9 protein-coding genes are annotated in these 12,595 nt (G+C 45.3%); 7 read left to right on the top strand and 2 right to left on the bottom strand.

Translation table 11 applies throughout. From position 1 onward, the window contains the following. Positions 1–11: 11 nt before the first annotated feature. Complete coding sequence (locus DWX43_RS12150; protein ID WP_243099301.1) at positions 12–809, bottom strand: WecB/TagA/CpsF family glycosyltransferase; 798 nt, start codon at positions 807–809, stop codon at positions 12–14. A gap of 474 nt (positions 810–1,283) precedes the next feature. Here DWX43_RS12150 and DWX43_RS12145 point away from each other — a divergent pair, with 474 nt between their 5' ends. Together DWX43_RS12145 and DWX43_RS12140 are read left to right on the top strand one after the other, a co-directional pair. Next, positions 1,284–4,343 (top strand): L-fucokinase, encoded by a 3,060-nt coding sequence (locus tag DWX43_RS12145; protein WP_118620440.1) that lies wholly within the window; start codon positions 1,284–1,286, stop codon positions 4,341–4,343. A gap of 66 nt (positions 4,344–4,409) precedes the next feature. Then, entirely contained in the window at positions 4,410–5,183 is a 774-nt protein-coding gene (locus DWX43_RS12140) for an inositol monophosphatase family protein (protein ID WP_118620439.1), read from the top strand. 48 nt (positions 5,184–5,231) lie between these two features. Here DWX43_RS12140 and DWX43_RS12135 read toward each other — a convergent pair whose 3' ends face one another. Next, entirely contained in the window at positions 5,232–6,104 is an 873-nt protein-coding gene (locus tag DWX43_RS12135; RefSeq protein ID WP_118620438.1) for an AraC family transcriptional regulator, read from the bottom strand. Between the two features lie 419 nt (positions 6,105–6,523). Between DWX43_RS12135 and gmd the strand changes: the two genes are divergently transcribed. From gmd to DWX43_RS12110, 5 genes are read left to right on the top strand one after another with little or no spacing between them, the layout of a single operon-like run. Continuing rightward, complete coding sequence (gene gmd, locus DWX43_RS12130; protein ID WP_118620437.1) at positions 6,524–7,573, top strand: GDP-mannose 4,6-dehydratase; 1,050 nt, start codon at positions 6,524–6,526, stop codon at positions 7,571–7,573. 47 nt (positions 7,574–7,620) lie between these two features. Further along, positions 7,621–8,562, top strand: a complete 942-nt coding sequence (locus DWX43_RS12125) for a GDP-L-fucose synthase (protein ID WP_109732751.1) — start codon at positions 7,621–7,623, stop codon at positions 8,560–8,562. Between the two features lie 21 nt (positions 8,563–8,583). After that, the gene (locus DWX43_RS12120) at positions 8,584–9,900 is read left to right on the top strand and encodes a sugar phosphate nucleotidyltransferase (RefSeq protein WP_118620436.1); all 1,317 of its coding nucleotides are present in this window, start codon (positions 8,584–8,586) and stop codon (positions 9,898–9,900) included. Further along, positions 9,869–10,876, top strand: a complete 1,008-nt coding sequence (gene manA, locus DWX43_RS12115) for a mannose-6-phosphate isomerase, class I (RefSeq protein ID WP_243099300.1) — start codon at positions 9,869–9,871, stop codon at positions 10,874–10,876. The genes DWX43_RS12120 and manA overlap by 32 nt, the downstream gene beginning before the upstream one ends. A 10-nt stretch (positions 10,877–10,886) precedes the next feature. Beyond that, on the top strand, positions 10,887–12,581 hold the full coding sequence (locus DWX43_RS12110) for a phospho-sugar mutase (RefSeq protein ID WP_118620435.1): 1,695 nt from the start codon (positions 10,887–10,889) through the stop codon (positions 12,579–12,581). Positions 12,582–12,595: the final 14 nt, after the last annotated feature.

The raw sequence follows: 12,595 nt of genomic DNA, 5'->3' as shown, positions 1-12,595 counted from the left end.
CTCTCTCCAAATCACAACCGCCCAGCAGCTTTTTCTCGCTTCCGAAACTCAAAATAATATTTCAATATGCGCCTATCATCAACAAAATATCTTCTATACAAGCGTTTCGGATTCTGAAGGAATCTATGGAACCATTCCAAACCGTAATCACTCATCCATTTTGGTGCTCTTTTCGCTCCGCCACCGATGAAATCAATTGCGGCTCCCATAGAACAGGATACTGGAATCTGATATTCATTCATGTTTTCATAAATAAAAATATCCTGCTTCGGAGACCCCATACCAACAAACAATTGATCAGCTTTCGAATCCCTAAGCATGGAAACAATTTTCTCCATCTCTTCCTTGTCTTTTTCAAAACCGAATGGTGGTGAATAAGTACCGACACATTGCAATCCCGGATATAATTTTTCCAAATTTACCACAGCTTGTGCAGCAACACCGGGACCAGCACCAAGAAGAAAAACCTTATACTTTTTTTCTGCTGCTCTTTCACACAGTTTCAACATGAGGTCCGGACCAGAAACTTTTTCAACGATAGGGCGTTTCAGCCACTTAGCCATCCAAATGATAGGCTTGCCATCGGTAAAAACAATCTCGGCATCCTTGAAAATCTGACCAGAATATTCATCCTCTATCACTCGCAAAGCCTGGTCTACATTCACACCAACTATTTGACATGGAGTTTTTCTACTAATACAATAATCCACATAATCGAGAATTTCCTGTTCTGTCATATTGTTAAGTCTAATGCCCAAGAAATCTATGACATTTTTATTATCTATAACCTTCAAATCTTCAGATTGCATATTTCACAATACTCCCCATTTTAATGTGCGTGATGTATATTTTTAGCAGTACGTTCACACAATAATCAATCATTTGGATACTATCCACACCGCCCATTGGCTATTTTTTCTCATATACGTTCAAAACCGACAAGCCCATAAACTATACTTGTCAGCTGAAATATCAATCCCATAAATCCGGATCTCATAACAAAACAAATTTACACTTTACATGCTAAAAATTATTAAAAGCAACCACTCACTTACGCAGTTCCCCTTCTCCATATACTTCACATTTTCTACTGCCTACAGGAACAATTTGCTCCTCTTACCTCCAAATAATTGTTATTATTAGCACCTCCCCCCATTTCCCCCTCCCCCGCCTTGTCATTTCCCCCCAACTCCGCTATAATAAATAAAGCAGTAATATTTGAAGTCTCGAAGCCAAATTAAGATAATCCAAAATAAAATACCGCAGGAAAAGGAAAAAGTAATATGGAATTAACATCTAAAAGAATGAAGAATTTATTTTTGAGCCAGTCATATTTTGATGCATGGGAAGATTATGAGAGGAGTCTCAAAAAGTCTAGTTTTATTAAGTGGGACTATGTGATTCTGACTGCATCCAATGAAGAGCAGGCGGCGATGTACCGCGGGCAGATTGAGGAGCGCCTTCAGCAGCGCCGCCTTCCGTCTTCTACGATTTATGAGGTCCTTCCAGACCCGGAAGGCAGGAGAGTGGGATCGGGAGGAGCCACTTTTAATGTGCTGGCTTACCTTGCTAAGCGCGAAGGGAAGTCAGAGCATCATTTTAAAGACAAGCGGATCCTTGTGATTCATTCCGGAGGGGACAGTAAACGTGTTCCGCAGTATTCTGCGACGGGTAAATTATTTTCCCCGGTTCCGCGTGAACTCCCGAATGGATATGCCTCTACGTTGTTTGATGAGTTCATGATCGTGATGTCCGGTGTGCCTTCCAGGTTCAGGGAAGGGATGCTGATTCTTTCTGGTGATGTTCTGTTATTGTTCAATCCTCTGCAGATTGATTTCCAGAATGAAGGTGCGGCAGCTATCTCGTTCAAGGAGCATGTGGATACGGGAAAGGATCATGGCGTTTTCTTGAATGACGGGAATGATTACGTGGCAAGGTTTTTACATAAACAGACGGTATCTATGCTCAGGGAGAGCGGTGCGGTGAATGACAGGGGATGTGTGGATCTGGATACCGGGGCCGTGATCTTAAGCACAGGTCTTATGGATGCGCTGTATTCTCTGATCAGTACAGATGGACATCTGGATCAGGGTAAATTTCAGGAATTTGTAAATGACAAGGCGCGGATCAGCTTTTATGGTGATTTTCTTTATCCGCTGGCGCGGGAGGCTACTTTGGAGCAGTTTTATCAGGAAGCGGCAGAAGGGGTAATCTGCGAAGAACTGATCAGCTGCCGTGAGAAAATCTGGCAGGCGATACATTCATTTTCTATGAAACTGCTGTGCCTTTCTCCGGCAGAGTTTATACATTTTGGTACTACGAAGGAACTTCTGAGTCTTGTGACAGAGGATGTTTCCTCCTATGAGTTCCTTAACTGGAAAAAGCAGGTGATGTTCTCAGGAGTCGGAGATGCAGATTTTGCTGCACACAGGGCGTATGTAGGGCGCAGGGCGAATGTCCGGAAAGGTGCGTATCTGGAGGACTGCTTTATACTGGGCAATACAAAGGTCGGTGAAGGATGCGTGATATCCAATTTAAAGCTGACGGACTGTGTCATTCCGCCGGGGATCGTTCTGCATGGCCTGCGTCTGATTAACGGGAAGTATGTTGTCCGTATTTATGGTGTGGAAGATAATCCGAAGGGATTCTATAAAGAAAATGACGGTTTTCTGGGTACCAGTCTTTCCGGGCTGTTAAGTGAAAATGATATTTCACAGGATACATTGTGGCAGGATAAGGACAAGTATCTGTGGTTTGCCAACCTATATCCGGTATGCGACACCATGCAAGAAGGAATAGAGCAGGCTCTTTTCCTTTATGATATGTGTCATGGGCGTGCTGCGAAAGAAGAGATCAGGCAGTGGAAGACAAGGAAGAGAATGAGTCTGTATTCCAGTTTTTATATGGCAGATGTGAATTACAGCCGATCATGGAAGGATGAGCTGGAAAACCGTATCCTTGCAAGTAAGTTTGTAAATATGCTGGAGAGCGGAGTTTATTATAAAGATGCTTATCAGGTGTTTGGCAGCAAGGGAATTACAGAGGCGATTTACAGGGAGCTTCTGAAGGATGCGCAGGATGCAGATTTTTCACTGAGGATCAGGATTTACTATGCGGTTTCCAGATTTATGAAGGAAAAAGATCTGGAATTTGATGGGATGTCCTATGACTATACAGAGGGACTATGTTTTGAAGGGATTCAGAAAGAAATTTTTGACAATGCGGTCAGTAAACTGCGTACTGCTAATTCATTTAAGATCTGTAAGGACAGGGTTGATGTAAAGCTTCCGGTCCGTGTTAACTGGGGAGGCGGCTGGACGGATACCCCGCCGCACTGTAATGAACAGGGCGGAGTTGTGCTGAATGCTGCAATCAGCCTGAATGGGATTCTGCCGGTACAGATTACGGTAAAACGGCTTGAAGATTACCATATTGAATTTGAGTCCACGGATATCGGTGTGTTTGGAGAGATTCATACTGTTTCGGAAGTTCAGGACTGCCATAATCCATATGATTCTTTTGCACTCCACAAAGCCGCACTGATTGCATGCGGGATTGTGCCGTTATATGGGGATGCGTCATTGGAAGATATCTTGAAGCGTCTGGGCGGAGGGATTTATCTTTCCACGCAGGTGATCGGCATACCAAAGGGCTCCGGTCTAGGGACAAGCAGTATTTTGTCAGGTGCATGTGTAAAAGGGATTTACGAATTCCTTGGTGCGGATATCAGTGATGATGAGATTTACGGCATAGTTCTTTCTATGGAACAGATTATGAGCACCGGCGGAGGATGGCAGGACCAGGTTGGCGGTCTGACGAACGGAGTAAAGTTTATTACGACAGAGCCGGGCATTGATCAGGAAATTCATGTTGAGAAGGTGCATTTGTCAGATTCTGTAAAAGAAGAGCTTCAGGAACGGTTCGCTGTCATTTATACAGGGCAGCGCAGGCTGGCAAGAAACCTTCTGCGTGATGTTGTCGGAAGCTACATCGGTGCAAGGCCGGAGAGTATACTGGCACTGAAGGAGATGCAGCCTTTGGCAGCGCTGATGAAGTTTGCTCTGGAAAGAGGCAGTGTAGATGAGTTTGCAGAACTTCTGAACCGGCACTGGGAACTTTCAAAACAGCTTGACCAGGGATCATCCAACACTTGTATCGAGCAGATTTTCCTATCCTGTCAGGATTTGATAAGCGGGCGGTTTATTGCCGGCGCCGGCGGGGGCGGCTTCCTGATGGTAATCTTGAATAAGGGAGTTACAAAACAGCAGCTGAAAGACAGACTGCATGAAATTTTCCAGGACAGCGGAGTAGATGTATGGGAATCCGCATTTATATGGGATTAATACATAAAGCCCCCAGCCGGTCAGCGTAGAGATAGGCTGGGGTGTAAACGGTAACGGGAGGCGGCCATGCTATACGAAGAAATAACGAAATGTGTGAAACAGGCGGGCGGTATGATGAAAAATGCGTCTGCTGCAGAAACGGATATATATAATAAGGAAGGTTTTTCTAATTTTGTCACAGAGTATGATAAGAAGGTGCAGGATTTTCTTGTACAGGAAATGAAGAAACTGATTCCTGAGGCCGCATTTCTGGCAGAAGAGAATGGGGTTCAGCAGAGTATGGGAGAAGGGTATTGTTTTATTATTGATCCCATTGACGGAACGACGAATTTTATATTCGACTATAAAAACAGTTGTGTTTCGCTGGGACTTGCGAAGAATAAGGAGATGGTTTTCGCGGCCGTCTATAATCCTTATACAGAGGAACTCTATACAGCGGAAAAGGGAAAAGGTGCCTTTAAGAATGGGAAGAAAATTGCAAGTACATCGAAAGGCCTTGTGGACAGCATCGCGGCGTTTGGATGTGCGAGATATAATTCCGACGATACAGACCGGATATTTGATTTTGCAAAATCCCTTTATCTGAACAGCCTCGGAGTCCGCAACGGCGGCTCCTCAGCCATTGACCTGTGCAGAGTCGCATCCGGCAGCAATGGAATTTATACGGAGCTCCTTCTCCAGCCTTGGGATTATGCTGCAGCCTCTTTGATTATCAGTGAGGCCGGGGGCAGGATCAGCCAGGTGGACGGGAAAGAAATCACACTTGATAAGCCATGTTCTATACTGGCAGGCGGACAGCTTTGCTGGAAGGAAGCGTTGGAATTGTGGCATAAGTTTTAAAACGCATAGGAAGAGAAGCACCCCCGCATGAAGACTGCGGGGGTAATTTTATTTTACCCACCGTTTTCGAAATTCCCCGGGCGTTATGCCCTCTATTTTTTTAAAGAGTCTCGTAAAGTATCCGGGATCGTCTATTCCACATTCTCTGCTGATATTTTCGATGCTGTCATCAGTAAATCGCAGCAGGCGCTTTCCAAGAGTGATTCGCTGGTAAATGATGTAGTGGTTGATGGATGCCCCAAATTGTTTCTTGAACAGCCTTGTCAGATAGTATTTATTAATATAGAAGTGTTCCGACAGCGCATCCAGATATATTTTTTCAGTAAAATGTTCATCTATATATTTTTTTATATCGTTTAATTTAGTCTGTGCGGCCTCCTGATGATCTGAAATCAGGCTGTGCGAGCCGCTTTCTTCCATTGTAAGGGTCAATAGCCGGACCAGCTTTTCATATAGTTTCATGTCTCTCACAGGACTGTCGGCATTTGCAGTCAGAAATATTTCCTCCAGCAGGTTTTCGTAGCGTGCAGGTTCACTTGTTGTAAAATACCAGGTTCCACCCCTGTCTAAAAACTTCTCATAAATGCTGTCCATATTCGGTCCGTAAAAGTGGACCCATTTGAGCCGCCAGAGCTGTTCAGCCGAGGAAGCATGGGAATATGGCTTCTGGCAGTTAAAGAAAACGCAGTCTCCGGGGCGCAGGTGCACCTCTTTATTGTCGTACTGCACACTACCCAGACCGTCTAATACGATAAAAAACAGGTAGGAATTTAATTGTTCCCTCCGGCTCACATGAGGCTTAAGTGCAGTGAGTTCACCCGTTTCCTGCAGGTAGATCAAAGAACTCTTGGCAAATACCGAAGGTGTATACAAGACTCTGTTGGACTGTACCTGGTTACCGGTAAATAATTGTTTATCCATGATAAAACTCCTTTGTCAATATAATCCTATATAGAATGTAACATAGAAAGCAAAATAATCCAATCATATTTTGTGAAGTAGTTAATAATTCGTTACTGTTCACTCCCCAGCCTATCACTACGCTGATAGGCTGGGAGGAATAACGTAAAGCAGCCAATAAGCCTGCCCCTCGCCGAAGGCGACTTTAAATGGGCAGGCGAGTTACTGTTTACAGGCGTGCCTGTGAACAGTAATAATAATTCACAAAATCAGCAGAAATAAGGTATTTATATATAAAAATCAGGATTATATTGAAAAAAACACTGTTCAAGATAGTCCTATTATATAGCAAGAATCTCTATTACTTTTTGTACAATATCCAAGTATAATCGGTAATTGAGCATGTAATTAAATTCATTTGAAAATAGAGAGGGAAAGATATGAAAAAGGCATTGATTACCGGTATTACAGGACAGGATGGTTCCTATCTGGCTGAATTTTTGTTGAAAAAAGGGTATGAGGTACATGGAATTACACGAAGGGCATCGATTTCCAACACGTCACGTATTGATCACCTGATAGAAAAAAATGCAGTTACACTGCATGACGGCGACCTGTCAGATTCTTCATCCCTGATACGTATCATTGGAATCGTACAGCCGGATGAGATTTATAATCTGGCGGCGCAGTCGCATGTACAGGTATCCTTTGACGTACCGGAGTATTCCGGGGATGTGGATGCACTCGGGGTGCTTCGTATACTGGAAGCTGTCCGGATTCTGGGACTGACGGGGAAAACCAGGGTCTATCAGGCATCTACATCAGAATTATACGGAAAGGTAGAAGAGGTGCCGCAGAAAGAGACGACGCCATTCCATCCTTACAGCCCTTATGCGGTAGCGAAACAGTATGGATTCTGGATTGTTAAAGAGTATCGGGAGGCGTATGGCATGTTTGCAGCCAATGGAATCCTGTTTAACCATGAGTCAGAAAGGCGTGGAGAAAATTTTGTCACAAGGAAAATCACACTGGCAGCAGCCAGAATCGCCTGTGGACTGCAGAAAACGCTGCAGCTGGGCAATATGGATTCCCTCAGGGACTGGGGATATGCAAAAGATTATGTAGAATGTATGTGGCTGATGCTGCAGCAGGAGACACCGGATGATTTTGTGATTGCTACGGGAGAACAGCATACAGTCAGGGATTTCACTGAAAAGTCATTTGCAGAGGCTGGGATTACTCTTCGCTGGGAAGGGAAGGGGATCGAAGAAAAGGGCATCGATACAGCGACGGGAAATGTGCTTGTGGAAGTGAACGAGACATGGTTCAGACCCACAGACGTGGATACTCTGCTTGGGGATCCGACAAAGGCTAAGACCATACTCGGATGGAATCCGAGAAAGACAAGCTATGAGGAACTGATTAAAATCATGGTGCGGCATGACTTGGAACTGGCAAAGAGAGAAGCAGCACTGAAAAAGGTTTGCTAAGGAACAGACAACTGGATAGTCGAAGACATAGGAGTGTGAAACAATAAATGGAAAAAGAAGCTAAAATATACGTTGCAGGACATAGGGGAATGGTCGGATCGGCCATTGTAAGGACACTGGAGAAGCTGGGATACCATAATCTGCTTACCCGCACCCACCGGGAACTGGATCTCTGCAGTCAGGAAGCCGTAGCTGCATTTTTCAGGGAAGAGCAGCCGGAATATGTATTTATGGCGGCAGCAAAGGTAGGGGGAATCATTGCCAATTCCGAAGCACCGGCAGACTTTATGTACGAGAATATGATGATGGAGATGAATGTGATCCATTCTGCGTGGCAGGAAGGGTGCAGGAAATTACTGTTCCTCGGTTCTTCGTGTATCTATCCCAGAATGGCCGTGCAGCCTATGCCCGAGAGCTGCCTGCTGACATCGGAGCTGGAGAAGACGAATGAGGCATATGCCCTTGCTAAAATCAGTGGTTTAAAATACTGTGAATTTTTAAACAAACAGTATGGGACTGATTATATTTCAGCCATGCCGACGAACCTATACGGACCGAACGACAATTACCACCCTACCCACAGCCATGTTCTGCCCGCGTTGATCCGGCGTTTCCATGAGGCGAAGGAGCAGGGGCTGAAGGAAGTTGTATGCTGGGGAACCGGGGCGCCGCTGCGTGAATTTTTGTATGTGGATGATCTGGCGGATGCGTGTGTTTTCCTGATGAATCATTACAGCGGCATGGAGACTGTGAATGTTGGGACTGGCTTAGAACTGTCAATCAGGGCTCTGACAGAACTGGTGGCTAAAGTGACCGGGTATGAAGGGAAAATACTCTGGGACCATGACAAACCGGACGGAACACCGCGAAAACTGCTTGATGTATCAAAACTTGAAAAGCTTGGATGGAAGTACCGCGTAGATCTGGAGGAAGGAATCCGCCTGACTTATGAGGACTTTTTAAAAAATCCGATGAGAGCGGAGAGATAAATAAGAGGGTATGGTGAAAAGATGAACATTGTATTACTGTCAGGCGGTTCAGGAAAAAGACTGTGGCCGCTATCAAATGATGTGAGGTCAAAGCAGTTTATTAAAATATTCAAATGCGAAGACGGAAGTTATGAATCGATGGTCCAGAGAGTTTACCGCCAGATCAGGACGGCAGATATCGACAGCACGGTTACCATTGCTACATCAAAGACGCAGGTATCCGCGATCCACAACCAGCTGGGAATGGACGTGAATATATGCGTAGAACCATATAGGAGGGATACGTTTCCCGCAATTGCACTTGCGGCTTCTTACCTGCGTGATATAAAAAAACTGTCAGAGGATGGGTCCGTTGTTGTCTGCCCGGTCGACCCTTATGTAGATGAAGAATATTTTAAGGCACTCTCCAGGCTCGGAAGTCTTGCAGGGGAAGACGGGGCAAATCTGGTATTGATGGGGATTGAGCCGACTTATCCAAGTGAAAAATACGGATATATTATTCCGGAAAGTGAGGCGGAAATCAGTTCGGTAAGAACATTTAAGGAAAAACCTGATGTGGAAACTGCAGAGAAATATATCCAAAACGGTGCGCTCTGGAATGGCGGGGTCTTTGCCTTTAAGCTGGGATACCTTTTGGAAAAGGCCCATGAAATAATCGGTTTTACAGATTATAATGACCTGTATGATAAATATGAAAGTCTCGAGAAAATAAGCTTTGATTATGCGGTGGCCGAGAAAGAGAAAAAGATACGTGTGATGCGTTTCTCCGGTTACTGGAAGGATCTCGGTACCTGGAATACTTTGACGGAGGAGATGGCAGAGGCTGCTATTGGCGATGTTACTCTGAATGATAGTTGTGAAAACACGAGTGTTATCAATGAATTGAATGTCCCTGTTTTATGTATGGGCACTAAAAATATCATTGTTGCTGCAAGTGCGGAAGGGATCCTTGTTTCGGATAAAGAGCAGTCCAGTTATATCAGGCCATATGTAGATGCGATGGAACAGGAAGTGATGTTTGCGGAAAAATCATGGGGCAGTTACCGTGTTCTGGATGTCGGGGAGGACAGCATGACCATAAAGGTAATTCTGAACAGCGGACATAACATGAACTACCACAGCCATGAAAACAGGGACGAAGTCTGGACTGTCGTGTCAGGCATGGGCAGGACCATAGTAGACGGCATGGAAGAACCCGTGAGGCCGGGGGACGTTATCACGATGCAGGCGGGATGCAAACATACTGTTTTTGCTGATACCGAACTGGAACTGATAGAGGTCCAGCTCGGCAGGGAGATTAGTGTATATGACAAACAAAAGCATGATCTGGAAGTGTGAGCCCTTTCTTCTAAAACCGGCAGGGAAGGATTATATCTGGGGCGGAAAACGGCTGAAAGATGAGTACGGCAAGGAATTAGAAGCAGTGCCGCTTGCCGAAACATGGGAGTGTTCGACCCATCCGGATGGGGAAAGTGTTGCAGCATCCGGGGTCCATGAGGGGGAAAAATTAAGCAGAATCTTTAAGGAGCACCCGGAATATATGGGTACCCACCCGAAAGGGAACGGGGAACTGCCGATTATGATCAAACTGATTGATGCAAAACAAGACCTCTCGGTACAGGTGCACCCGGATGATGAGTATGCCAAAAATCATGAGAACGGACAGCTTGGAAAGACGGAGATGTGGTATGTGGCTGATGCTGCTAAAGATGCCAGACTGATCTATGGTTTTTACCATGACATGGATAGGAAGTCGGTTAAAGAGGCTCTGGAAGACCACACGATTGAGAAATACCTGCAGAAAATAAGGATTCAAAAAGACGATGTTTTTTTTATACAGGCCGGAACGGTTCATGCAATCGGGGCCGGGACCCTGATTGCTGAAATACAGGAAAGTTCGAATCTGACATATAGGTTATATGACTACGAACGCAGGGATAAGGATGGAAATTTCAGAAAGCTCCATGTAGATAAGGCGCTGGATGTCCTGAACTATAAAAGCAGCGGCAGCCCCCGCCAGCCAATGCGGGTGCTCCGTTACCAGAATGGTTTTGCGAGGGAACTTTTGTGCAGGTGCAAATATTTTCAGGTGGAACGTTATCTTCTGAATACAGAACGGACGAGAAAACTCGTAAATTTTGACGTGGGCAGGAATTCATTCAAGGTACTCTTATGTCTCGAGGGCTGCGGCGTTATTTTTATGAAGGACGGCCAATTCCTGAATATATTCAAGGGAGACTGTATCTTTGTGCCGGCAGGCTGTGAGTGTTTCAAAATGCATGGGAAACTGCAGCTTCTTGCTGTCGGATGCTAGGGAGGAAAATATGATACCAGTAGTACAGATGGAAGAAGAATATTTCCGGTGGCTGGGAGAAGCCGGCCGGGATGAGGATGTTATAAAAGAACTAAAGGACATGGAAGGGGATGCCTGTAAGATACAAGATGCCTTTTACAAGAATCTGGAATTCGGAACCGGGGGACTGAGAGGGGTGATCGGAGCGGGGACAAACCGTATGAACGTATATACGGTAGCAAAAGCGACACAGGGATATGCGGATTATTTAAAAAAGAATTTTCCGATTGAAAAAAGAATGGCGGCGATCAGTTTTGATTCGCGTATAAAATCAGAGCTATTTGCGAAAACGGCAGCAGAAGTATTGGCTGCGAATGGAGTCAGGGTTTTAATATTCCGTGAATTAATGCCTACGCCCTGTTTATCGTATGCGGTCAGGCAGCTGGGCTGTGCAGGCGGTATTATGGTAACCGCCTCCCATAATCCGGCACAGTATAACGGGTATAAGGTTTACGGTGCGGACGGCGGACAGATCACAGATACCGCTGCGGCTAAGATTCTGAGTGACATAGACAAGACGGATGTATTAAACGGTGCAAAAAGAATCGCGTTTGAAGAAGGCCTTGGGTCCGGCACGATTCAATTTATCGGCGATGATGTTATAGATGCCTATATAGGCAGCGTTAAGTCACTGTCTCTGGCAGAACAAGAGATGGGCAGGGAAGACATGTCTATCGTATATTCACCACTAAATGGCACGGGGCGAGTTCCAGTGTTTCGCTGTCTTCGTGAGTGTGGTTTCCGAAAGATTACGATGGTCAAAGAGCAGGAATATCCGGACGGAACTTTTCCCACCTGCCCTTATCCCAACCCGGAAGAGAAAGACGCGATGGCGCTGGGAATAGAATATGCCAAGCGTGTCAATGCGGATCTGGTTCTCGCAACAGACCCGGATTGTGACAGGGTGGGAATTGCAGTGAAAAAACATGAAAATGAATATACACTGCTGTCTGGGAATGAGACAGGAATTCTGCTGTTTGATTATATATGCAGCGAGAGGCTGGCTCAGGGCAAGATGCCGGAGGATCCTGTTGCAGTAAAAACGATTGTTACAACGGAAATGGCCCGTGCCATAGCACAGAACTATGGGGTGAGGCTCATCAATGTTCTGACCGGATTCAAATATATAGGAGAGCAGATTACACAGTTGGAGAAAAGCGGCAGGGGGAATTCTTATATCTTTGGATTTGAGGAAAGCTATGGATATTTGAGCGGCACCCATGTAAGAGATAAAGATGCAGTGAATGCGTCGCTCTTAATCTGCGAGATGTTCGCACACTATAAAGAGAAAGGGATTTCACTGATAGACCGGCTTACACAGCTCTTTCTGAAATATGGTTACTGGGTAAACACCCTGCATTCCATCCGGATGGAGGGAGCGGACGGCATGGCGAAAATGCAGGAGATTATGGAGAAATTCCGGGCAGGAGTGGACGAGTTTGCGGGATATAAAGTGGCAGAATGTACGGATTACGCAGAGGGAATAAACGGACTCCCAAAATCGAATGTGCTTCAGTTCAGGCTGGAAAATCAATGCTCGGTAGTGATACGCCCTTCCGGGACAGAACCAAAGCTGAAAGTATATATTTCGGCATGTGCAGGAACAAAGGAGCTGGCAGAAAGGGCGGCGGAGGATGTAAAGAAATTTGTTATAAGATTCTGCTGATGATTATGCATATG

Source organism: Clostridium sp. AF19-22AC (assembly GCF_003479085.1).
GTDB classification, from domain to species: domain Bacteria; phylum Bacillota; class Clostridia; order Lachnospirales; family Lachnospiraceae; genus Faecalicatena_A; species Faecalicatena_A orotica.
The sequence above is the reverse complement of the archived record's forward strand: the minus strand, read 5'-3'. Positions and strand labels throughout refer to the sequence as shown.

Excerpts from the sequence above, each read along its gene's own strand:
- DWX43_RS12110 (WP_118620435.1), top strand. The coding sequence starts at position 10,887 with ATGATACCAGTAGTACAGATGGAAGAAGAATATTTCCGGTGGCTGGGA.
- DWX43_RS12125 (WP_109732751.1), top strand. The coding sequence starts at position 7,621 with ATGGAAAAAGAAGCTAAAATATACGTTGCAGGACATAGGGGAATGGTC.
- DWX43_RS12135 (WP_118620438.1), bottom strand. The coding sequence starts at position 6,104 with ATGGATAAACAATTATTTACCGGTAACCAGGTACAGTCCAACAGAGTC.
- gmd (WP_118620437.1), top strand. The coding sequence starts at position 6,524 with ATGAAAAAGGCATTGATTACCGGTATTACAGGACAGGATGGTTCCTAT.
- manA (WP_243099300.1), top strand. The coding sequence starts at position 9,869 with ATGACAAACAAAAGCATGATCTGGAAGTGTGAGCCCTTTCTTCTAAAA.
- DWX43_RS12145 (WP_118620440.1), top strand. The coding sequence starts at position 1,284 with ATGGAATTAACATCTAAAAGAATGAAGAATTTATTTTTGAGCCAGTCA.
- DWX43_RS12120 (WP_118620436.1), top strand. The coding sequence starts at position 8,584 with ATGAACATTGTATTACTGTCAGGCGGTTCAGGAAAAAGACTGTGGCCG.
- DWX43_RS12140 (WP_118620439.1), top strand. The coding sequence starts at position 4,410 with ATGCTATACGAAGAAATAACGAAATGTGTGAAACAGGCGGGCGGTATG.
- DWX43_RS12150 (WP_243099301.1), bottom strand. The coding sequence starts at position 809 with ATGCAATCTGAAGATTTGAAGGTTATAGATAATAAAAATGTCATAGAT.